The 21,577-nt window shown below is 70.7% G+C and carries 19 protein-coding genes; 12 read left to right on the top strand and 7 right to left on the bottom strand.

The window, feature by feature from the left end:
* Positions 1 to 118: 118 nt before the first annotated feature.
* Positions 119 to 895 carry a dimethylargininase gene (gene ddaH / locus OG246_RS36060; RefSeq protein ID WP_266472955.1) on the bottom strand — a complete coding sequence of 259 codons (777 nt, stop codon included), beginning with the start codon at positions 893 to 895 and terminating at the stop codon, positions 119 to 121.
* Between the two features lie 152 nt (positions 896 to 1,047).
* Positions 1,048 to 2,682, bottom strand: a complete 1,635-nt coding sequence (locus OG246_RS36055) for an ABC-F family ATP-binding cassette domain-containing protein (RefSeq protein ID WP_266472954.1) — start codon at positions 2,680 to 2,682, stop codon at positions 1,048 to 1,050.
* Between the two features lie 338 nt (positions 2,683 to 3,020).
* On the opposite strand from OG246_RS36055, the gene OG246_RS36050 reads away from it, so the two are divergent.
* Positions 3,021 to 3,698, top strand: a complete 678-nt coding sequence (locus OG246_RS36050) for a GPP34 family phosphoprotein (protein ID WP_266472953.1) — start codon at positions 3,021 to 3,023, stop codon at positions 3,696 to 3,698.
* 141 nt (positions 3,699 to 3,839) lie between these two features.
* On the opposite strand, the gene OG246_RS36045 is transcribed toward OG246_RS36050, so the two are convergent.
* A complete protein-coding gene (locus tag OG246_RS36045) occupies positions 3,840 to 4,256 on the bottom strand; it encodes an SsgA family sporulation/cell division regulator (protein WP_266472952.1) in 417 nt (138 codons plus the stop codon).
* Between the two features lie 295 nt (positions 4,257 to 4,551).
* On the opposite strand from OG246_RS36045, the gene OG246_RS36040 reads away from it, so the two are divergent.
* The 3 genes from OG246_RS36040 (at position 4,552) to mmpA (ending at position 6,617) form a co-directional block, all read left to right on the top strand.
* The gene (locus OG246_RS36040; protein WP_266472951.1) at positions 4,552 to 5,616 is read left to right on the top strand and encodes an oxidoreductase; all 1,065 of its coding nucleotides are present in this window, start codon (positions 4,552 to 4,554) and stop codon (positions 5,614 to 5,616) included.
* Between the two features lie 72 nt (positions 5,617 to 5,688).
* Positions 5,689 to 6,408, top strand: a complete 720-nt coding sequence (locus OG246_RS36035; protein WP_266472950.1) for an endonuclease V — start codon at positions 5,689 to 5,691, stop codon at positions 6,406 to 6,408.
* A 62-nt stretch (positions 6,409 to 6,470) separates the two neighbouring features.
* Positions 6,471 to 6,617 (top strand): morphogenic membrane protein MmpA, encoded by a 147-nt coding sequence (mmpA, locus tag OG246_RS36030; protein WP_266475083.1) that lies wholly within the window; start codon positions 6,471 to 6,473, stop codon positions 6,615 to 6,617.
* Between the two features lie 36 nt (positions 6,618 to 6,653).
* Here the strand turns inward: mmpA and OG246_RS36025 are convergent, their stop codons facing one another.
* Positions 6,654 to 7,862 (bottom strand): trans-acting enoyl reductase family protein, encoded by a 1,209-nt coding sequence (locus tag OG246_RS36025; RefSeq protein WP_266472949.1) that lies wholly within the window; start codon positions 7,860 to 7,862, stop codon positions 6,654 to 6,656.
* A gap of 130 nt (positions 7,863 to 7,992) precedes the next feature.
* Here OG246_RS36025 and OG246_RS36020 point away from each other — a divergent pair, with 130 nt between their 5' ends.
* The 7 genes from OG246_RS36020 to OG246_RS35990 all read left to right on the top strand — a co-directional run bounded on the left by OG246_RS36020 (position 7,993) and on the right by OG246_RS35990 (position 16,860).
* Positions 7,993 to 8,373, top strand: coding sequence for an MmcQ/YjbR family DNA-binding protein (locus OG246_RS36020; protein ID WP_266472948.1), 381 nt, complete (start codon positions 7,993 to 7,995; stop codon positions 8,371 to 8,373).
* A gap of 186 nt (positions 8,374 to 8,559) precedes the next feature.
* A complete protein-coding gene (locus OG246_RS36015; RefSeq protein WP_266472947.1) occupies positions 8,560 to 9,699 on the top strand; it encodes a CaiB/BaiF CoA-transferase family protein in 1,140 nt (379 codons plus the stop codon).
* The gene (locus tag OG246_RS36010) at positions 9,696 to 10,838 is read left to right on the top strand and encodes an acyl-CoA dehydrogenase family protein (protein WP_266472946.1); all 1,143 of its coding nucleotides are present in this window, start codon (positions 9,696 to 9,698) and stop codon (positions 10,836 to 10,838) included. Before OG246_RS36015 ends, OG246_RS36010 begins: the two co-directional genes overlap by 4 nt.
* A gap of 21 nt (positions 10,839 to 10,859) precedes the next feature.
* Complete coding sequence (locus OG246_RS36005) at positions 10,860 to 12,074, top strand: acetyl-CoA C-acetyltransferase (protein WP_266472945.1); 1,215 nt, start codon at positions 10,860 to 10,862, stop codon at positions 12,072 to 12,074.
* A 32-nt stretch (positions 12,075 to 12,106) separates the two neighbouring features.
* Entirely contained in the window at positions 12,107 to 14,323 is a 2,217-nt protein-coding gene (locus tag OG246_RS36000; RefSeq protein ID WP_266472944.1) for a 3-hydroxyacyl-CoA dehydrogenase NAD-binding domain-containing protein, read from the top strand.
* Between the two features lie 107 nt (positions 14,324 to 14,430).
* Positions 14,431 to 16,056: a thiamine pyrophosphate-binding protein gene (locus OG246_RS35995; protein WP_266472943.1), complete on the top strand. Its 1,626-nt coding sequence runs from the start codon at positions 14,431 to 14,433 to the stop codon at positions 16,054 to 16,056.
* 63 nt (positions 16,057 to 16,119) lie between these two features.
* Positions 16,120 to 16,860 (top strand): IclR family transcriptional regulator, encoded by a 741-nt coding sequence (locus tag OG246_RS35990; RefSeq protein ID WP_266472942.1) that lies wholly within the window; start codon positions 16,120 to 16,122, stop codon positions 16,858 to 16,860.
* Between the two features lie 142 nt (positions 16,861 to 17,002).
* Here OG246_RS35990 and OG246_RS35985 read toward each other — a convergent pair whose 3' ends face one another.
* The 3 genes from OG246_RS35985 to OG246_RS35975 form a co-directional block, all read right to left on the bottom strand.
* A complete protein-coding gene (locus OG246_RS35985; RefSeq protein WP_266472941.1) occupies positions 17,003 to 18,490 on the bottom strand; it encodes a sugar ABC transporter ATP-binding protein in 1,488 nt (495 codons plus the stop codon).
* 1 nt (position 18,491) lies between these two features.
* The gene (locus tag OG246_RS35980; protein ID WP_266472940.1) at positions 18,492 to 19,535 is read right to left on the bottom strand and encodes a sugar ABC transporter substrate-binding protein; all 1,044 of its coding nucleotides are present in this window, start codon (positions 19,533 to 19,535) and stop codon (positions 18,492 to 18,494) included.
* A gap of 104 nt (positions 19,536 to 19,639) precedes the next feature.
* Positions 19,640 to 20,698 (bottom strand): ABC transporter permease, encoded by a 1,059-nt coding sequence (locus OG246_RS35975; protein ID WP_266472939.1) that lies wholly within the window; start codon positions 20,696 to 20,698, stop codon positions 19,640 to 19,642.
* Positions 20,699 to 20,839: 141 nt separating this feature from the next.
* Here OG246_RS35975 and OG246_RS35970 point away from each other — a divergent pair, with 141 nt between their 5' ends.
* Positions 20,840 to 21,565: an SDR family NAD(P)-dependent oxidoreductase gene (locus OG246_RS35970; RefSeq protein ID WP_266472938.1), complete on the top strand. Its 726-nt coding sequence runs from the start codon at positions 20,840 to 20,842 to the stop codon at positions 21,563 to 21,565.
* Positions 21,566 to 21,577 lie beyond the last annotated feature (12 nt).

The raw sequence follows: 21,577 nt of genomic DNA, 5'->3' as shown, positions 1-21,577 counted from the left end.
TGTAAAGACCCCCTGATCAGCAGGGGTCTCCGTTGGAGATCGAGTACCCTTCGGCACTCGTTCGAACCGGCTTCGGACCCGCAGTTCACGGGGCCGAACGGGCGACTCGATCACCCGTTCAGACGTACAGATCCCGAAGCCGGACCGAGAGGCATGTCACACAGCCTTCGAGCTTTTCGAACTCGCTGATGTCCACGAGAACGGGTTCATGGCCGAGGTCCGCGAACAGCTCCGCGGTCTTCGGGGCGCTCGACGCCATCAGCAGCTTTCCGCCGCCGAGCAGTACCACGTGCGCACCGGACTCCTCCGGTACCGGCAGGAAGCGCGGGAACAGCGAAGGCGTGTCCACCTCGGGGATGTGGCCGATCACCGTCCCGTCCGGCAGCGCCGTCACCGCGGACTTCAGATGCAGCACCTTGCTCACCGGTACGGCGACGACCCGGGCCCCGAGCGGTTCGAGCGCCGCCCGCAGCTGCTGGACCCCGGCCGCGTTGGTGCGACCGCCCCGGCCCACGTACACGGTGTCGCCGACCTTCAGGATGTCACCGCCGTCCAGGGTGCCCGGGGGCCAGATCCAGTTCACCGAGCAGCCCAGACGGGCCACGGCCTCCTCGACCCCGGCGGTCTCGCCGCGCCGGGACTCGGCGCCGGGGCGGGCGATCAGCGCGACGTTGCGGAAGACGACCACGGTGTCCTCGACGAACACGGAGTCCGGGCAGTCGTCGGCCGGATCCACCTCGACGGTCTCCCAGCCGTGCGTACGCAGGGCCTCCGCGTACGCCTCCCACTGCTCGACCGCCAGGTCGACGTCCACCTTCTCGCGCTCGATGTGCGTCACCAGCCCCTCGGCGAGGCGGGGGCTGGGCCGGCGTATGAGCGCTTTCTGGCTGGGCACGTGCGGTCTCCGAATCGGCAGGGGGCGTCGGCGCACATCATGCAGCGCCGATCCGCGCCGACAACAGCCCCCAGGACCCACGCGAGGCAGTCATGGCAGGCGAGGCCGGGCGGCCCCTGTCTCCGAAGCTATGCGGTTCCCCGCGCCCGGCGCTAGGAGGGATACCCCACAGCTTCCCGCCCGATTTCTTTCAGTTCTCCTCCTTCCATGAGCAGCCGGCGCGTGATTCCTACCGATTCGAGGAACGGCATGTCGTGGCTGGCGATGATCAGCGCCCCCTCGTACGACTCCAGGGCCGTGGTGAGCTGCCGGACGCTCGCCATGTCGAGGTTGTTCGTCGGCTCGTCGAGCATCAGGAGCTGCGGCGCGGGCTCGGCCAGCATCAGCGCAGCGAGCGCCGCGCGGAAGCGCTCGCCGCCGGAGAGCGTCGCAGCGCACTGGTCGGCCTTCGCCCCCTTGAACAGGAAGCGGGCCAGCCGCGCCCGGATCCGGTTGTTGGTGGCGGCGGGCGCGAAGCGGGCCACGTTCTCGACGACGCTCAGCTCGTCGTCGAGGACATCGAGCCGTTGCGGCAGGAACCGCAGCGGCACATGGGCCCGCGCCTCTCCGGACACGGCGTCCAGCTCCCCGGCGATCGTGCGCAGCAGCGTCGTCTTGCCCGCGCCGTTGCGCCCGATCAGCGCGATCCGCTCGGGCCCGCGCAGATCGAAACCGCCGGCCACACGCGCGCCGTACCTCAGCTCCAGGTCCTGGAGGGTGAGGACTTCACGGCCCGGAGGCACGGCCGTGTACGGCAGCTCGACGCGGATCTCGTCCTCGTCCCGTACGGCGTCCACCGCCTCGTCGAGGCGTTCCTTGGCCTCGGCGAGCTTCTCCTCGTGCAGGCCGCGGTACTTGCCGGCTGACACCTGCGCCGTGCGTTTGCGCACCCGCATGACAGCTCTCGGCTCGCGCTTCTGGTCGAACATCTTCTGCCCGTACCGCTTGCGCCGGGCCAAAGTGACCTGGGCGTCGACCAGTTCACGCTTCTGCTTCTTCATGTCGGACTCGGCGACGCGCACCATGCGCTCGGCCGCCTCCTGCTCGACGGCAAGCGCCTCCTCGTAGGCGGAGAAGTTGCCGCCGTACCAGGTGACCTCACCGGAGTGCAGATCGGCGATCTGGTCGACCAGGTCGAGGAGTTCGCGGTCGTGGCTGACCACGACCATGACGCCGGACCAGGCCTCGACGGCCGGGTACAGCCGTCGACGCGCGTACAGGTCGAGGTTGTTGGTCGGTTCGTCCAGCAGGAGTACGTCGGGACGGCGCAGCAGGAGTGCGGCCAGCCGCAGCAGTACCGACTCGCCGCCCGACACCTCACCGATGGTGCGGTCCAAGTCGATGTGGCCGAGCCCGAGTTCGCCCAGTGTCGCGAGCGCACGCTCCTCGACGTCCCAGTCGTCTCCCACGGCGTCGAAGTGCCCCTCGGACGCGTCGCCCGCCTCGATGGCGTGCAGCGCGGCTCGGGTGGCCGCGATGCCGAGCGCCTCGTCGACACGCAGGCCCGTGTCGAGCGTGACGTTCTGCGGCAGATAACCGACCTCGCCCGCCACGCGCACCGTGCCGTCCGCAGGGGTGAGTTCCCCGGCGATCAGCTTCAACAGGGTGGATTTCCCAGATCCGTTGATACCGACGAGTCCGGTCCTGCCGGGGCCGAAGGCGATCTGGAGGTCGTCGAAGACGGCGGTGCCGTCCGGCCAGGCGAAGGTGAGGGAGGTACAGGTGATGGAGGTGGGGAAGGTAGACAAAGTGGCCTCGCGGTTTGCCGGGTGTGGTCAGGGGCACGTGTGGGGGACACCGCGAGGTGGGACGGCCAAGGTACGAGGCAGATCAAGTCCGAGGACGGATCCGGTTCCGAGGGCAGCGAAAAGGCCCTGTACCGGAAGGACGGCTCGTACGCCGAGGTCGCACGCTGCGCACACCGAGGCCGACAGGAGCCAGCTGTGTGTGACGCGGTGTCTCAGACCTCAGACGAGCAACGTCCTTCTCCAATCGACGGCAACAGGACCGCTACACACGGTAGGAGCGGGCCCTCACCGCTGTCAAAGGAATTAGCGTGGCCGTCAGACGACGCGAAGGAGACCCTGTGCCCGACGACTCGCTCTCGCTGCCCGCCCGGCTCTACCTGCTTTCCTGGGACACCGAGAAGCTCAGGGTCACCGGCGCGACCGACCTCCACCACCTGGTGCGCGCCGGCGCCCTCACCGAACTCGCGCAGCGCGGACTCCTCGCGGACGTGGAGGGCATCGCCACCCCCGTCGATCCCGACGCCTCCACGGGGGATCTCGTCCTGGACGGCCTCCTGGAACTCGTCGAGGAGTCCCGGCCACGGAAATGGAAGGCGTGGGTGACCCTTCGGGCGCGCGTCACCCTGGACGCCGTACGCGCGCAGCTGGTGGCCGAGGGATACCTGCGGGCGGAGAAGAAGCGGGTGCTCGGGCTGTTCCCGTCCGTGGAGTACGAGCTGGCGCGGGCGTCCGCCGTTGACGGACTGCGCGCGGAGGCACGGCAGGTGCTGGTGGGGCCGGTGCCCGTGGCCGACGTCTCCGACCGCGACGCGGCCCTGGTGGCTCTCGCCGCCGCGGCCGAACTCCGCACCCTCCTGCCGGGCAAGGACCGCAAGCTCTACAAAGACCGCATCGAGGAACTGACCGAACGCAGCGGCGCGGCGGCTCCGGCCCTGAAGAAGGTCATCCAGGAGGTGCGCACAGCGGTGATGGTCGCGGTGACCGCGGGGGTGGCGACGGGGGCCGCCGGCGGTTGAGGACGCCGGGCGCGTCGTGGTGTCTCGTGCCGCGCGGGAGCTGCGGGGCACGGGAACCTACGACTCGCCGGCGGCAGGGCTCGACCGCACCGAGCTCGACGCGCTGATGAGTGGCAGTTGCTGAGGAAGGTCGGGAGCCGCTCAGCAGGGGCCGCGCATGAGCTCCGCGAGGTCGTGGTCCAGGTCCACCTGGAGGTGCTCGAGCCCCACGGGCACGAGGTCAGTGCTGCGGCTCAGGAAACTCCGTACGTCACCCGAGCGCACATGCACCACCGCGGTGCCCTCGGGGGCGTGGAACTCAAGAACGGTGCGGTCGTAGCCGTACGGGCGTACGCGTACGTCCCCGAAGCCCACCGCGCCCTCCAGTCCGGACACGAGAAGCTCGCGCGCGAACGTCCAGCAGACCTCCACGCCTTCCAGAGTGGCCGGGGCGGGGAAGGTCATACGGACGGCGAAGGGATCGCTTCGGTCGTAGTGGAGGGTTGCGGGAATGCTCGGCATCCTCGGCGCGGCGGCGACGAGACGTGCCTCTACGGGCTGCTCGATGACGATGGACAACGCCTTGCTCCCTTTGTGACAGCTGAACGAACTCCGGGCGGATGAGGCCGGTCAATTGAAGAGACGAAAGAACGAGTCGATCCGTGCACATGAAACCTGAGTGACCTGTGTCACCGCTTTCATTTGCTGTGGTGATCCAGTTCCCGTCCTGTGGTGTCCGGACATCCAAGAGGACACCCAGTAGAGGTCTCCGGGTTCCCGGAGGATGCCATCTGGACGTCACCGGGGGAGTGGGCTAGCTTCGCCCGCCATGAGGGGCTTGGGAAAGACGCGACGCACGAGACGTACGAGTCGGATGGCCACCGTGGGACTGTGCGCGACCGCACTCGCCGCCGTGCTGACGGCGGCGCCCGCGCAGGCGCAAACGGTGGCGGAGGCGGCGGCGAAGATGCCCCACTGGGAGCTGAAGGACAGCGGCGCGGACGTACGCTTCCGCGGGCTGTCGGCCGTCAGCCGGAACACCGCCTGGGTGGCCGGTTCCGGCGGCACCGTGCTGCGTACCGTCGACGGCGGCGCGAACTGGCGGAACGTCTCGCCGCCCGGCGCCCAGGACCTGCAGTTCCGCGACATCGAGGCCTTCGACGCGCGGCGCGCCGTGGTCCTGGCCATCGGTGAGGGCGAGGCCTCCCGGGTGTTCAGGACCGATGACGGCGGCGCGACCTGGACCGAGTCGTTCCGCAACACCGACGCCAGAGCCTTCTACGACTGCGTCACCTTCTTCGACAGCCGCCACGGTCTGGCGATGAGCGACCCGGTGGACGGCAAGTTCCGCATCCTTTCCACGAGCGACGGCGGCCGCTCCTGGAAGGTTCTGCCCGACGACGGCATGCCCGCGGCCCAGGCAGGCGAGGCGGGCTTCGCGGCCGGCGGGCAGTGCCTGGTGAGCTCGGGGCCTCGTGACGTGTGGCTTGCCACCGGCGGGGGTGCACGCGCGCGCGTGCTGCACTCCGCCGACCGGGGCCTGACCTGGACGGCCGCCGACACGACCATTCCGGCCGGCGACCCGGCGCGCGGCGTCTTCGCCCTCGCCTTCCGCGACCGCACCCACGGCCTCGCGGTCGGCGGCGACTACCGCGCCGACCAGGCCTCCCCGCAGGCGGCGGCGCTCACCCCCGACGGCGGCCGCACCTGGACGCCCGCGGCACAGCCGCCGCCCGCCTACCGCTCCGGCGTCACCTGGCTCCCGCACAGCCGCACGTCCGCGCTCGCCGTCGGCCCCACCGGCACCGACCTGACGACCGACGGCGGCCGCACCTGGCGCACGCTGGACACCGGCTCGTACGACACCGTGGACTGCGCCCCCGACCTCGGCTGCTGGGCATCCGGCGAACAGGGCCGGGTGGCACGCCTGGAGCGCTGACCTGATCCACGGCCGCTCGGACATGGACAGGCCGCGACCGGCCCGCTTCGTGGTCGTACGCTCGTGCCCACCATGACGACCGTAAGGATCCCCGCGGGCTGGCCCGCCACCGAAGAGCAAGCGCGCGCAGTGCAGGACGAGTTGCGGGGGCGGGTGGTCCTCGGTGAACCGGGACCGCCGCCCGGCACCGGCCATGTGACCGGTGTCGACGTGGCGTACGACGACGAACGGGACGTCGTCGTGGCCGCGGCCGTCGTGCTCGACGCGGCGACGCTCGATGTCGTCGCGGAGGCGACCGCCGTCGGCCAGGTCTCCTTCCCATACGTTCCCGGACTCCTCGCCTTCCGTGAACTCCCGACCGTCCTGGCCGCACTCGACGCCCTGCCCTGCGCACCGGGTCTCGTCGTCTGCGACGGCTACGGCCTGGCCCACCCGCGGCGCTTCGGCCTCGCCAGCCACCTCGGCGTGCTCACCGGGCTGCCCACCATCGGGGTCGCCAAGAACCCCTTCACCTTCTCGTACGAGGAGCCGGGCGCCCGGCGCGGCAGCGCGTCCCCGCTCGTCGCAGGCGAGGACGCGGGCCAGGACGAGGTGGGACGCGCCCTGCGCACCCAGGACGGTGTGAAGCCGGTTTTCGTGTCGGTCGGCCACCGGGTGAGCCTCGACAACGCGTGTGCGCACACGCTCGCGCTCACCCCGAAGTACCGCCTCCCGGAGTCCACCCGACGAGCGGACTCCCTCTGCGGACGGGCCCTCCAGGAGGCAACTCCTGGAGGCCGCCCCGTTGACTGAGTACGTGATCTGAGTATCTGTACGGATGTCGGGGCACGGTCATGATCGGCAGGCTGTGTCCCATGACGACGCACCGCGCCCCGAAGCCCGAAGCCCACCCCACCCAGCCCGTCGAGCGCGCCGTGATGGGCGCGCTGTTCCTCGCGGTGATCGCCGGAGTCGCCTGGATAGGCGGGATGATCTACACGGTCACCGGGTGGGCCCAGTAGAGCCCAAGCCGTTCAAGTGGGCCCAACAGAGCCCGTTCAGAGGGTGGCCGCCACCCGGAACGTGATCCCCGCCCCGCGCAGCCGCTCCGTCAGCGCGTCCCCCATCGCCACCGCCGTCGTGACCTGCCCGGCCGTCTCCGGCAGTTCGTCGAAGGCCAGGGACAGCGCGGCCTCCGCGAGCATCTTGGCGGTCTCGTCGTAGCCGGGGTCGCCACCCGCGACCTCCGTGAAGACGCGGCGCCCGCCGCCCTCACCGACGAACCGCACCGAGAACGAGCTCTTCGCACGCAGCGCGGCGCTCGGTCCGTCCCCGGGCTTGAACCGGTCGGACAACCAGCGGCGTGCGGGCGGCAGTTGGGCGGCCGCGAAGACCGCACCCGCCGCGGCGACGCCGCCCACCGCGATGGGCAGCCGTTCGACGGCCGCGTAGTGGCGGTAACGGAAGTCGGGCCCGTACCGCTCCAGGGCCCGTGCGGACCGCTGCACCACCTGGGGGTCGATCGTGGGCAGCGGCAGCGCCCACGCCCCGACCTCCTTGGCGAACCGCGGTGCGCTCGCCGGCGTGGAAGCCCGGCGGCCCACCAGCCGCGGCTCGTGCCGCCTGCGGTCCCGCGCCGCGGCCAGAATGTGCCGCCCGCGCGAGAACTGGGTGAGCGCCGAGGCGAACGTGCCGCCGGAGAACATGGCGTGGGTGCGCACGTACCCGTCGACCCGCAGCGGAACGCCCTCGGGAAGCTGCCGCACGGTGAAGTAGGCGCCCAGGTCGTGCGGGACCGAGTCGAAACCGCAGGCGTGCACGAGCCGTGCCCCGGTCTCCCGCGCGCGTGCGTCGTGCCGGACGTACATCAGGTCGACGAACTCAGGCTCACCGGTGAGGTCGACGTAGTCGGTACCGGCGTCCGCGCAGGCGGCCACCAGTTCCTCGCCGTACGTGATGTACGGCCCGACCGTCGTGGCCACCACGCGCGCGTGGTGGGCGAGTTCGCGCAGCGACGCCGGATCGGACACGTCCGCGTGAAGGACACCGGGGACACTGGGCGCAGTCGCGGTGCCGGGGACACCGGCCAGCTGCTCCCGCAACCGCTCCAGCTTCTCCAGGCTGCGCCCGGCGATCGCCCATCGCAGCCCCTCGGGCGCGTGCGCGGCGAGGTACTCCGCGGTGAGCGCCCCGACGAACCCCGTGGCTCCGAAGAGCACGATGTCGTACGCGCGATCCGCGTGATCCGTCCCGTTCAGCCTGCTCATGACACTCCTGCTCGTGATCCGGCCAGCCGTGCGCGAAGCGCCGTTGTCGGTGGCTGAGGCTAGCGTGAGGTACGAGCAGCCGAACGACGAGGTCCGAAGAAGAGGCAGGACGAACAGGCCGGAGGTAGCCGTGGCGGTGCCGAAGAGCGCGCTGAAGAAGTGGGAGAAGGTGCGCGAGTTCGCCCTCGGGCTGCCCGGCGCCACCGAGGAGTTTCCCTGGAGCGAATCAGTCGCCAAGGTGAACAAGAAGGTGTTCGTCTTCCTCGGCATGGACGACGGCAGCTATCCGCTGGGCGTCACGCTGAAGCTCAAGGACGAGGAGGCGCACGCCCACGCCCTGACCTCGCCCGGCGCCGAGCCCGCCGGCTATGGCCTCGGAAAGTCCGGCTGGGTGCGCATACCCCTGGAGGAGCAAGGGGCTCCGGCCGCGGAGCTGCTGTGCGACTGGGTCGAGGAGAGCTATCGCGTGATCGCTCCGAAGAAGCTGGTCGCGGAGCTGGACGCCCGCTAGTACCGGGCGCCGAGGCGCCGTGCTCGGTTGCCTGTCGGGTGTTTGCGGGCGCGTTCGCGCGCTTGCCGCCGTCTCGATCGCACTGGAATTTAACTAAGCGCTTGCTCGTCAGGGGCTTGCCCGATGTGGAACACGTTCTTAACATCACTGATGTCACATCAGTAGTGTCACAGCGCTGGGGGCTTGATGGCAGTGACAGGTACGGCAGCGCACGGTCCGCTCGCCGGGGTGCGCGTGGTCGAGCTGGCGGGGATCGGGCCCGGCCCGTTCGCCGCGATGCTCCTTGCCGACCTCGGCGCCGACGTCGTGCGGGTGGACCGGCCCGGCGGCGCCGGACTCGCCGTCAATCCCGAGTACGACGTCACCAACCGCAACAAGCGCTCGGTGCTGATCGACCTGAAGTCGCCCGACGGTGCCGCGCGCGTCCTCGACCTGGTCGACCGCGCCGACATCCTGATCGAGGGCTACCGCCCGGGCGTCGCCGAGCGCCTCGGCGTGGGCCCCGAGACCTGCCACGCCCGCAACCCCCGGCTGGTCTACGGCCGGATGACCGGCTGGGGCCAGGACGGCCCCCTCGCTCAGCGCGCCGGGCACGACATCGCGTACATCGCGCTCACCGGCACCCTCGGCATGATCGGCACCCCGGGGGAGCCCCCGCCCGCCCCTGCCAACCTGCTCGGCGACTACGCGGGCGGCTCGCTCTACCTGGTCGTCGGCGTCCTCGCCGCCCTCCACCACGCGCGCGCCACCGGCACCGGCCAGGTCGTCGACGCAGCCATCGTCGACGGCACAGCCCACCTCGCCACGATGATCCACGGCATGCTCGCCGCAGGCGGCTGGCAGGACCGGCGTGCCGCCAACCTCCTCGACGGCGGCTGTCCGTACTACGGGACGTACGAGACCGCCGACGGGAAGTACATGGCGGTGGGCGCCCTGGAGCCGCAGTTCTACGACAGGTTCGTGGACCTTCTCGGCCTCGCGGAATTCGCGGACGCCCGCAAGGACTGGACCCGCTGGGCCGAGCTGCGCCGGACGGTCGCGGCCCGCTTCAAGACCCGTACGAGGGACGAGTGGACGGCCGTCTTCGAGGGCTCCGACGCGTGCGTGGCGCCGGTCCTCTCGCTGCGCGAGGCCCCTGCCCACCCGCACCTCGCCGCCCGCGGCACCTTCACCGACCACGGCGGCATCACCCAGCCCGCCCCCGCACCCCGCTTCTCCGTCACCCACACCTCCGTCCGCAGCGGCCCCGCCCAGCCGGGCGCCGACGTCGCGGACGTGGCCCACGACTGGGACGTACCGGACCTCCTGAAGGGCAGTCCCGAATGAAGCGGCAGATCTTCGAGCCCGAGCACGACGCGTTCCGTGAGACGGTGCGCACCTTCCTCGCCAAGGAGGTGCTGCCGTCCTACGAACAGTGGGAGAAGGACGGCATCGTCTCGCGCGACGCCTGGCTGGCGGCCGGGAAGCAGGGGCTCCTCGGGTTCGCCGTGCCCGAGGAGTACGGAGGCGGCGGCAACGCCGACTTCCGCTACAGCGCCGTACTGGCCGAGGAGTTCACGCGCGCGGGAGCCGCCGGGATCGCGGTCGGGCTGCACAACGACATCATCGGGCCGTATCTGACGGGCCTGGCCACCGAGGAGCAGAAGCGGCGCTGGCTGCCCGGGTTCTGCGACGGCTCGCTGATCACGGCGATCGCCATGACCGAACCCGGCGCCGGATCCGACCTCCAGGGCATCACGACACACGCGGAGGACCGGGGCGACCACTGGCTGCTCAACGGCTCCAAGACCTTCATCTCCAACGGGATCCTCGCCGACCTGGTGATCGTGGTGGCGAAGACGACTCCCGAGGGCGGTGCGAAGGGACTGTCCCTGCTCGTCGTCGAGCGCGGCATGGCGGGCTTCGAGCGCGGACGCAACCTCGACAAGATCGGCCAGAAGGCCCAGGACACGGCCGAGTTGTTCTTCAACGACGTGACCGTGCCCAAGGAGAACCTGCTCGGCGAGCTGAACGGCGCCTTCGTCCATCTGATGACGAACCTCGCGCAGGAGCGGATGACCATCGCCGTCGGCGGGATCGCCGCCGCCGAACACCTGCTGGAGATCACCACCGAGTACGTCAAGGAGCGCGAGGCCTTCGGACGGCCGCTGTCCAAGCTCCAGCACATCCGCTTCGAGATAGCCGAGATGGCCACCGAGTGCGCCGTCACCCGGACCTTCCTCGACCGCTGCATCGTCGATCACTCGAACGGGGAACTCGACGCCGTGCACGCCTCGATGGCCAAGTGGTGGGCCACCGAGCTGCAGAAGCGGGTCGCGGACCGCTGTCTCCAACTGCACGGCGGCTACGGCTACATGACCGAGTACCGCGTTGCCAAGGCCTTCACCGACGGCCGCATCCAGACCATCTACGGCGGGACCACCGAGATCATGAAGGAGATCATCGGCCGTTCCCTCCTCGGCTAACCCTCCTGAAAGGCTTGACCAGTGAGCACCGAAGCGTACGTGTACGACGCGATCCGCACCCCGCGCGGCCGCGGCAAGGCGAACGGCGCCCTGCACGGCACCAAGCCCATCGACCTGGTCGTCGGGCTCATCCACGAGGTCCAGCGCCGCCTCCCCGGCCTCGACCCCGCGGCGATCGACGACATCGTGCTCGGTGTCGTGGGCCCGGTCGGCGACCAGGGCTCCGACATCGCCCGGATCGCCGCGATCGCCGCCGGACTGCCCGACACGGTCGCCGGCGTCCAGGAGAACCGCTTCTGCGCCTCGGGCCTGGAGGCCGTCAACCTGGCCGCGATGAAGGTCCGTTCGGGCTGGGAGGACCTGGTGCTCGCGGGCGGCGTCGAGTCGATGTCGCGGGTGCCGATGGCCTCGGACGGCGGCGCCTGGTTCGCCGACCCGATGACCAACCTGGCCACGAACTTCGTACCGCAGGGCATCGGCGCCGACCTCATCGCCACCATCGAGGGCTTCACACGCCGCGATGTCGACGAGTACGCGGCGCTGTCCCAGGAGCGGGCGGCCGCCGCATGGAAGGACGGGCGCTTCGCGAAGTCCGTCGTCCCGGTGAAGGACCGCAGCGGGCTCGTCGTCCTCGACCACGACGAACACCTGCGCCCCGGCACCACCGCCGACTCGCTCGCCAGGCTGAAGCCGTCGTTCGCCGACATCGGCGACCTGGGCGGCTTCGACGCCGTGGCGCTGCAGAAGTACCACTGGGTGGAGGCGATCGACCACGTCCACCACGCGGGCAACTCCTCCGGCATCGTGGACGGCGCGTCCCTCGTAGCCATCGGCTCGAAGGAGGTCGGCGAGCGCCACGGCCTCACCCCGCGCGCGCGGATCGTCTCCGCGGCCGTCTCCGGCTCCGAGCCCACCATCATGCTCACCGGGCCCGCGCCCGCGACCCGCAAGGCGCTCGCGAAGGCCGGTCTGACCATCGACGACATCGACCTCGTCGAGATCAACGAGGCCTTCGCGGCGGTCGTCCTGCGCTTCGCGCGGGACATGGGCCTGTCCCTGGACAAGGTCAACGTCAACGGCGGCGCGATCGCGCTCGGCCACCCACTGGGCGCCACCGGCGCGATGATCCTCGGCACGCTCGTCGACGAACTCGAGCGCCAGGACAAGCGCTACGGCCTCGCCACGCTCTGCGTCGGCGGCGGCATGGGCATCGCGACCATCGTCGAACGCGTCTGAACCCTCCCAACGGATCAACGGAGCATCCCCTGATGAGCACTGAGCCCACCACCATCCGCTGGGAACAGGACGAGACCGGCGTCGTCACCCTCGTCCTCGACGACCCCGACCAGTCCGCCAACACCATGAACCAGGCCTTCAAGGCCTCGATCGCGGCGATCGCCGAACGCGCCGAGGCCGAGAAGGACTCCATCCGCGGGATCATCTACACCTCCGCCAAGAAGACCTTCTTCGCGGGCGGCGACCTCAAGGAGATGATCCAGGCCGGACCGGAGGACGCCCAGCAGGCCTTCGACGCCGGTACGGCCATCAAGTCCTCCCTGCGCCGCATCGAGACCCTCGGCAAGCCGGTCGTCGCCGCCATCAACGGCGCGGCCCTCGGCGGCGGTTACGAGATCGCCCTCGCCTCCCACCACCGCGTCGCCCTCGACGCCCCCGGCTCCAAGATCGGCCTCCCGGAGGTCACCCTCGGTCTGCTCCCCGCGGGCGGCGGCGTCACCCGCACCGTCCGCCTGATGGGCATCGCGGACGCGCTCCTTAAGGTGCTGCTCCAGGGCACCCAGTACTCCCCGCAGCGGGCCCTGGAGAACGGCCTCGTCCACGAAGTGGCGGCCACCCCCGGGGAGTTGCTCGCCAAGGCGCGCGCCTTCATCGACGCCAACCCCGAGTCGAGCCAGCCCTGGGACAAGCCGGGCTACCGGATCCCGGGCGGTACGCCGGCGAACCCGAAGTTCGCCGCCAACCTGCCCGCGTTCCCGGCCAACCTGAGGAAGCAGCTGAACGGCGCCCCCTACCCGGCGCCGCGCAACATCCTCGCGGCCGCCGTGGAGGGCTCCCAGGTCGACTTCGAGACCGCGCTGGTCATCGAGGCCCGCTACTTCACCGAGCTGGTCACCGGGCAGACCGCGAAGAACATGATCCAGGCGTTCTTCTTCGACCTCCAGGCGGTCAACTCCGGCGCCAACCGCCCCAAGGACATCGAGCCGCGCAAGGTCCGCAGGGTCGCCGTCCTCGGCGCCGGGATGATGGGCGCGGGCATCGCGTACTCGTGCGCCCGCGCGGGCATCGACGTCGTCCTCAAGGACGTGTCGGCCGAGGCGGCGGCCAAGGGCAAGGCCTACTCCGAGAAGCTCTGCGCGAAGGCGGTCTCCCGGGGACGTACCAGCCAGGAGAAGGCCGATGCGCTCCTGGCCCGCATCACGCCCACCGCGGACCCGCACGGCCTGGCCGGCTGCGACGCCGTGATCGAGGCCGTCTTCGAGGACACCTCGCTCAAGCACAAGGTGTTCCAGGAGATCCAGCACATCGTCGAGCCCGACGCGCTGCTCTGCTCCAACACCTCGACCCTGCCGATCACCGTGCTCGCCGAGGGCGTGGAGCGGCAGACCGACTTCATCGGACTGCACTTCTTCTCGCCGGTCGACAAGATGCCGCTCGTCGAGATCATCAAGGGCGAGCGGAGCGGAGACGAGGCGCTGGCCCGCGCCTTCGACCTCGTACGGCAGATCAACAAGACGCCGATCGTCGTCAACGACTCGCGCGGCTTCTTCACCTCGCGCGTCATCGGGCACTTCATCAACGAGGGTGTCGCGATGGTCGGCGAGGGCATCGAGCCCGCGTCCGTCGAGCAGGCGGCCGCCCAGGCCGGCTACCCGGCCAAGGTCCTCTCGCTCATGGACGAGCTGACGCTCACGCTCCCGCGCAAGATCCGCAAGGAGTCGAAGCAGGCCGTCGAGGAGGCGGGCGGCACCTGGACGACGCACCCGGCCGAGGCGGTCATCGACCGCATGGTCGACGAGTTCGGCCGCACCGGCCGCAGCGGCGGCGCGGGCTTCTACGAGTACGGCGCGGACGGCAAGCGCGGCAAGCTGTGGCCCGGCCTGCGCGAGCACTTCACGAAGCCGGGATCCGAGATCCCCTTCCGCGACATGCAGGAGCGCATGCTCTTCTCCGAGGCGCTGGACACCGTCCGGCTCCTGGAGGAGGGCGTGCTGACCTCCGTCGCGGACGCCAACATCGGGTCCATCTTCGGGATCGGCTTCCCGGGCTGGACTGGCGGCGTCCTGCAGTACATCAACGGGTACGACGGCGGCGCCGGGGCAGGTACGGGCGGCGGGGCCGGTACCGGCCTGCCGGGATTCGTGGCACGCGCGCGTGAACTCGCCGAGCGCTACGGGGAGCGGTTCACGCCTCCGGCGCTGCTGGTGGAGAAGGCGGAGAAGGGGGAGCGGTTCACCGACGCCCGCTGACGACGGCGATGACGTGTCGCTGAGTGACATGCCGCCCTTGCTCCCGGTGGTTCGGGGACCCGACGCTGACCGCGAACCGGTCCCCGCCCCCTGCCGAGGAGTTCCCCATGGGTCGCCGCCCCGCCCTCGCCCTGCTGGAGATCCTGCGCGGCGAGGGCGTGGACCGCGTCTTCGGCAACCCCGGCACCACCGAACTGCCCTTCCTCGCCGCGCTGATGGACGCCGAGGACGCACCCGAGTACGTCCTCGGCATCCACGAGGGCGCCGTTGTCTCCATGGCCGACGGGTACGCCCGCGCCACCGGCCGGCCCGCGTTCGTCAGCCTGCACATAGCGGCCGGGCTCGCCAACGGTCTCATCGGACTGCTCAACGCCCGCCGCTCCCGCACCCCGTTGGTGGTGATGGCGGGACAGCAGGACCGGCGCCACCTCCAGCAGGACCCCATGCTGTCGGGCGATCTGACCGGCCTCGCCGCACCCGCCGTGAAGGCCACCTTCGATGTCCAGCACGCCCGTGACCTGCCACTCGCCGTGCGCCGCGCCTTCGCCCTCGCCGTACGGCCGCCCGCGGGGCCGGTGTTCCTCTCCGTACCCATGGACCTGCTCACCGAGGACACCGAGGTCGAGGTTCCGGCCCGCACCCCGACACCCCGCACCGGAGCGGCCGTCGGCCTCGACCGTGCCGCCGTCCTGCTCGGCGGCGCGGCCCGCCCGGTGATCGTCGCCGGGGACGGCGTGGGCCGGGAGAACGCCCTCCCTGCGCTCGTACGCGCCGCCGAGGCCTGCGGCGCGCCCGTCCACCATCAGCCGATGGCCGACTTCCTGGACTTCCCGACCACACACGCCCTGTACGCGGGCATGCTGCCGCCGCGTCACGAGGCGATCCGCGAGGCCCTCAAGCCGTACGACACCGTCCTCATCGCCGGTGCGCACGCGTTCACCCCGCACCACTACAGCCCGGGCCCTCCGCTGCCGCCCGGCATCACGGTCGTGCAGCTCGACTCCGACCCGGACGAGATCGGCCGCAACTTCCCCGCCGACACCGGGCTCGTCGGCGCCCTCGCGCCCTCGCTCGACCGGCTGGCCGAGCTGCTGGCCCAGCGAGTGCCCGCGCACACCGCGAAGGCCCGGGTGCTGCGGGCGGGTGAACGGCACACGGCCGAGCGCAACCGTACGGAAGCTGCAGCCCGCGCCGCGTACTCCCCGGCGCCGCTCGCGCCCTGGGCCGCCGCCCACGCCGTGGCGCGCGGCCTGCCACCCGACGCCGTGGTCGTCGAAGAGGCCATCACCGTGGGCCTGTTGCTGCGGCGGCTCGTGCGCCTCGACCGTCCCGGCAGCTATACGCACACAGTCGGCGGCGGTCTCGGCTGGGGGATCGGGGCCGCTGTCGGCCGTGCTCTCGCCGAACCGGAGCGGCCGGTGGTCGCGGTACTCGGCGACGGCTGCGCGCTGTTCGGGCTGCAGGGGCTGTGGAGCGCGGCGCGCAGTGCGGCACCGGTGCTGTTCGTGGTGCTGAACAACGGCGCCTACCGCACCCTTCAGGACACCTACGAGGCCATGGGCGGCCAGGGCCCCTGCCCCGGCACCGAGTTGGGCGCACTCGACTTCACACAGGCGGCACGGTTCTTCGGGATCGACGCGGTGCGGGCGGCGAGCGCGGACCAGCTGCGCGAACTCGTCTCCGACGCAGGCGAGTTGACCCGCCCCATGCTGATCGACGTACCACTTCGGTGAGCGCGGCCGACCAACACTGACCCGCACCTTGTCAACTTCCCCTGGGCGCCCCACCATCGGTCCATGACGGACGGGACGGCGCCCAAGTCGGTGCTCGCTCGCGGAGCGGCGCTGCTACGTGCCTGCGGGGACTCCGAGGGTGCGCTGAGCCTCGCCGAGCTCGCACTCCGCACAGGGCTGCCCAAGCCGACCGCGCACCGCCTGATCGGCGAGCTGGTCCGGCTCGAACTCGTCGAGCGCACCGACGACGGCCACTACCGGATCGGGCTCGACCTCTTCGTACTCGGCCAATCAGCGCCGTCCGCACGGGAGTTGAGGGACATCGCGCTGCCCTACCTCGGCGACCTCCATGAGGAGACGCACGAGAACGTGCACCTCGCCGTCCCCGACGGGACCGACACCCTCTTCCTGGAGAAGATCACCGGCCGCCGCGCCACCCCGATCGTCTCGCGCGCCGGCGGCCGCCTCCCGGCCCACTGCACCGCCACCGGCAAGGTCTTCCTCGCCCACGACCCCAGACCCCCGCACCTCTCCCTGCCCCGCCTCACCCCGCGCACCCTCACCCTGCCGGGCCAGCTCGCCCGCGACCTCGCCGCGACCCGAGTCCGCGGCTACGGCGTCAACCTGGAGGAAGCGGAGATCGGCATCTCCGCGGTAGCCGCCCCGGTCTACGAACGCGCCCGCGGCCCCCGCCCCATAGCCTCCATCTCCGTCACCGCGGGCACGCGGCGTTTGGACGTGGACCGGATAAGCGCGCGGGTGTGCGCGGCGGCACGGGCGCTGACGCGAGCGTTGTCGGCTTGAGCTGGAAATCTTCTAGCCCGTCCGGGGGAGATCTTTCAGCCCGTCCGGCGTTTGAGGACGAGGCCGTTCAGGCCGAAGCGGGGGTCTGGGGGCGGCAGCCCCCAGGAACAAGGGACGGGTAGGGGCGGAGGGGGCGAAAAACCTAGCCCCCAGCCAACCGCGCAACCCCCGACTGCACCGCCACAGCCAACGCATGCTCCGTGAGCCGCTCCCCGTACACCTCACCCACCACCCGCCCCCGCACGAACACCAACACCCGATCGCACACCTCGGTCAGCTCCGCCAAATCCGTCGACGCGAGCAGAACCGCCGCCCCACCCGCAGCCAACTCACCCACGATGCGATGCATTTCGGCCCGCACCCCGACATCCACACCCCGCGTCGGATCGTCCAGAACGACAACCCGCGGCTCGGTGGCAAGCCACTTGGCGAAGACGACCTTCTGCTGATTGCCCCCGGACAGCCGGCCGACGACGTCGTAGGGACCGCCACGCAGCCGCAACCGCTGCGTCAAGTCACCGGTACGCCTGACCAGTTCACCCTGCGAGGGGAGCACTCCACCACGCCCCAGAGCCAGCCAGCTCACCGAGGTCGCGTTCTCCCAGACCGTACGCTCGGCCATCAGCCCATACCGCTTACGATCACTGGGCACGAAAGCGACCCCCGCACGGACGGCGTCCCGCAGAGAGCGCGGCAGCCCCTTGCCACCCACATCGACACGCCCCGCCGAGATCGACGCACGCCCGCACACCACCTCCAACGCGTCGAGATGGCCCGCCCCTTGGAGCCCGGCCACACCGACCACCTCCCCGGCGCGCACGGTGAAGGTGACGTCGGAGAGCCGCCCCGGCACACTCACCTCGGACAGCACCACCGGCGGCGGCCCGTCGGCGACGACCCGCGTGCGGCGTACGGGCGGAGGCGGCTGTCCGCCCAGCATCGCCGTCACCAGTTCCGGCACGTCGACCTCCTCGCGACGCGCACCGGCCAGTGCGACGCGCCCGTCCCGCATCACGGTCACGCGCTGCGCGAAGCGCATCACCTCCTCCAGGAAATGGGTGACGTACAGGACCGCGATGCCCTGCCCGGTGAGGGTGCGCAGCACCTGTTCGAGGCGGTCGACGGCGGCGGCGGGCAGTGCGGAGGTCGGCTCGTCGAGGACCAGTACTTTGGGGCGCCGCAGCAGCGCCCGCGCGATCTCCGTCAACTGCTGGTCGGCCAGGGTGAGTTCGCCGAGACCCGCACCGGGGTCGACGTCGAGTCCGAGCTCGGCGAGGACCGGACCGGCGGCGCGGTCCATGGCGCGCCGGTCGAGCAGGCCGAAGCGGCGGGGCGGCCGGTAGGGGTAGAGGTTCTCGCGGACGGTGAGGTCGGGGAAGAGGCTCAACTCCTGGGAGACGACGGCGATTCCACCCGCCCGCGCCTCCTCCGCGAGGTCAACGGTCCCGGCGTCCGCCGCCACCGTGCCCGACAGGATCCGCACCAGCGTCGACTTACCGGCGCCGTTCTCGCCGACGAGCGCGTGCACTTCGCCGCCGCGCAGCCTGATGCCCGCTCCGTCCAGCGCCTTGACCCCGCCGTAGGACTTGACCAGGTCCCGCGCCACGAGCATGTCGTCGCCTTCACTCATCTCAGCGCGCGTCCTTCAGGGGCTTGAGCTGGGCCTCCTGGTCGCCGAGCAGCTTGTCGATCGTCGGTTTGTACCAGTCGTACGCCGCCTCTGGGGTCTTCTGCCGCGCGATGATGTCGTCGATGTTGGTCTTGTCCACGACCCCGCCGGGGGACAGGAACCAGCCGTCGAGCAGCTTGCCGTCGTTCTCGCGCACCGCCTCGATCAGCATCGCGGTCGACAGATAGCCCTTGAGGAAGTGCTGCGGGTCGATGGTGACGAAGTTCGAGCCGTCCTTGACCGCGTCGAGGGTCTTCGGGTCGACGTCGAAGCCCGCCGTGAGCCAGGTGCCCTGCTCGGCCTTCTTGATCTTCGCGAGGTTGTAGCTGTCGGCGTCACCGACGCCCAGGAAGGCGAGCGCGTCGGGGTGCGCGTTCACCTGCGCCGACCAGGAGCTGTAGTTCTGCCCGGGGTCGCTGTACGTCTGGAAGGGGCCCAGGACCTTCACGTTCGGGGCCTCCTTCGCGAAGGTGTCGGAGATGCCCTTGGCCCGGTTGTCGAGCACTGGCGTCCCCGGGTTGGGCACGCCGATGACGATCTCGCCCTTCGGGTCGCCGCCGAGCCGCTTCAGCGCCTCCGTCGCCATGAGCTCGCCGAGTGCGTAATTGTCGTTGCCCACATAGAAGTTCACCTTGCTTCCGTCGGTCGGCGAGGTGTCCAGGGCGACGATCGGGATGCCCTGGTCGACGGCGCGCGCGGCGGGCCGGGTGAAGATCGGCGGGTCGAGGTTCTCCAGGACGATGCCGTCCTTGGCGCGTGCGGTGAGGTTCTGGAAGAGCTGCACCTCGGCGGGCCCGTCGGTGTTGGGCGGACCGACCGCCTTGAAGTCGATCTTCCCCGCGTGGTCCGCCGCGCTCTCGGCGCCGAGGACCATCTCATGGGCGAAGTTCAGGCTGATGTTGGCGACCGCGATGCCCATGTTCAGCTTTCCGCCCGAGCCTGAGCCCGAGCCGTTCCCGTCGCCGCAGCCGGCGGCGGCAGCGAGGAGAGCAAGCGCGGCGGGCACGGCGAACAACGTACGCAATCGGGGGTGCATCACGGCCTCCACATCAGACGGTCCTTGTGACCGGTCCACATCCGACGGTGCTTGGTCCTTGTGACCGGCGGCCTTCATCGGCGTCGCCGTCCGCTGCGGCGCAGCGCGCTGTCCGCCGCCACGGCGACGAGAATCACTCCGCCGGTCGCGAACGACGTCCAGTTGATGGGTACTTCGAAGAACACGAGCCCCGAGGCGACGACCGACAGGATCATCGCTCCGGCCACCGCCCCGACCACCGATCCGCGCCCTCCCGCGAGCGGAGTGCCGCCGATGATGCAGGCGGCGATGGCCTGCAACTCGTAGCCCTGGCCCAGAGTCGGGTCACCGGCGCCGTAGAACGCGAGCGCGAGCGACGCCGCGCAGGCCGTGGTCAGCCCCGACAGGGCGAGCGCCTGGACACGGGTGCGGACGACGGGGATACCGCTGAACTCGGCGGCGTCCGGGTTGGATCCGATCGCCCGTACCCGGGCGCCGAAGCGCGTCCGGGTCAGTACGACCGTCAGCACCACGACCACCGCGACCAGCACCCACAGGGCGAACGGCACCCCGCCCGCGTCGCCGCCCGCGAGCGTGAAGAATGAGTCGTTCAGCGGGAGATCGGTGATCTGCTTGCCGTCGGCGAGCGCGAGCCCCACGCCCCGGAACAGCATCAGCGTGCCCAGCGTCACGATGAACGAGGGCAGCGCGAGCAGCGTCGTGACCAGCGCGTTGAAGACACCGAGCAGGGTCCCGGTGAGCAGGATCGCGGGGACCGCCAGCCACGGTGCCGTGCCGTCCCGTATCAGCAGCGCCCCGACGACCAGGCACATCGCGTAGGTGCCGCCCACCGACAGATCGACCTCGCGCATGGCGAGCGCGAACACCATTCCGCACGCCATCAGCGAGATGTAGACGGAGTTGTGGGCGGTGGTGAGCAGGTTGTCGGTGTCGAGGAAGTCCGGGTACGGGATACCGATCCCGGCGATCAGCAGCCCGAGGACGACCAGCACGCCCAGCTCGTCCGGGACCAGTCTCCGGACTCGGGACCAGTGCGGCCGGGGCCAGCCGGACGGCAGCCTCAACCGCCGCTCGTCGCCGCCCTGTTCACGGGCGCGCTCGGCGTCGTCCACGGCACGCTCGGTCTCGGTCATCGGGCACGGCTCCCGTACGGCTGACGCTGGCTGGGCGTTCGCCCCGCAGACTGGGCCTCTCAAACGCCCGCGGCAACAGGGCCGTTCCGGCGAGTGGAATGCGCTCTTGCCGACCGACTGACGGTTCATCACACTCGCCCCATGGAGACACGTACCGCCCTGGTGACCGGAGCGGCACAGGGCCTCGGGCAGGAGTTCGCCGTCGCGCTCGCCGGGCGTGGCTATCGAGTCGCGGGGATCGATCTCGTTCCGCAGCCCGAGACGGCCAAACGGGTACTGGACTACGTGGAGTTGATCGCCGACGTCACCGACGAGGAGCAGATCAGGGACGCGCTGGAGCGTGTCATCGACCGGTTCGGGACACTGCACGTCCTCGTCAACAACGCTGGCGTGTACCCGGAGTTGGACTTCGAGGACACCACGCCCGAGGAGTGGCGTCGGGTCATGCGAGTCAATCTGGAGGCGCCGTTCCTGCTGTCCCGCGCCGTGCTGCCGTATCTGAAGGAGGCGGGCTGGGGCCGGATCGTGAACATCGTGTCGGCGGCCGTGCTGACCGCGCCCCCGACGATGGTCGCGTACGTCTCCTCGAAGGCGGGCCTGATCGGCTTCACGCGCTCGCTGGCCTCCGCGCTCGGGCCCTGCGGGATCACCGTCAACGCGATCGCGCCGAGCATGGTCCGCACCGCCACCGCCGAGCGGACCGTCGGCGCGGACGGCGGCTTCGAGCACGTCCGCGCCCAGCAGGCCGTCCCCAGGACCCAGGAGCCGTCCGATCTCGTCTCGACCCTGCTGTACGTCGTCGACGAGGGCAGCGGCTTCCTGACCGGCCAGACCCTCAATGTGGCGGGCGGTTCCGCCTACTTGTAGTTGCTTGCGGAG

It is taken from the genome of Streptomyces sp. NBC_00620 (genome assembly GCF_026341825.1).
Lineage (GTDB): Bacteria > Actinomycetota > Actinomycetes > Streptomycetales > Streptomycetaceae > Streptomyces.
Note: the sequence above shows the minus strand (reverse complement) of the source record. Positions and strands in the feature narration are given on the sequence as shown.

Bases quoted from the DNA above. Each gene is read 5' to 3' on its own strand.
- OG246_RS36000 (WP_266472944.1), top strand. From the start codon at position 12,107: ATGAGCACTGAGCCCACCACCATCCGCTGGGAACAGGACGAGACCGGC.
- OG246_RS36010 (WP_266472946.1), top strand. From the start codon at position 9,696: ATGAAGCGGCAGATCTTCGAGCCCGAGCACGACGCGTTCCGTGAGACG.
- mmpA (WP_266475083.1), top strand. From the start codon at position 6,471: ATGACGACGCACCGCGCCCCGAAGCCCGAAGCCCACCCCACCCAGCCC.
- OG246_RS35990 (WP_266472942.1), top strand. From the start codon at position 16,120: ATGACGGACGGGACGGCGCCCAAGTCGGTGCTCGCTCGCGGAGCGGCG.
- OG246_RS35970 (WP_266472938.1), top strand. From the start codon at position 20,840: ATGGAGACACGTACCGCCCTGGTGACCGGAGCGGCACAGGGCCTCGGG.
- OG246_RS36025 (WP_266472949.1), bottom strand. From the start codon at position 7,862: ATGAGCAGGCTGAACGGGACGGATCACGCGGATCGCGCGTACGACATC.
- OG246_RS35985 (WP_266472941.1), bottom strand. From the start codon at position 18,490: ATGAGTGAAGGCGACGACATGCTCGTGGCGCGGGACCTGGTCAAGTCC.
- OG246_RS35995 (WP_266472943.1), top strand. From the start codon at position 14,431: ATGGGTCGCCGCCCCGCCCTCGCCCTGCTGGAGATCCTGCGCGGCGAG.
- OG246_RS36015 (WP_266472947.1), top strand. From the start codon at position 8,560: ATGGCAGTGACAGGTACGGCAGCGCACGGTCCGCTCGCCGGGGTGCGC.
- OG246_RS36035 (WP_266472950.1), top strand. From the start codon at position 5,689: ATGACGACCGTAAGGATCCCCGCGGGCTGGCCCGCCACCGAAGAGCAA.
- OG246_RS35975 (WP_266472939.1), bottom strand. From the start codon at position 20,698: ATGACCGAGACCGAGCGTGCCGTGGACGACGCCGAGCGCGCCCGTGAA.
- OG246_RS36040 (WP_266472951.1), top strand. From the start codon at position 4,552: ATGGCCACCGTGGGACTGTGCGCGACCGCACTCGCCGCCGTGCTGACG.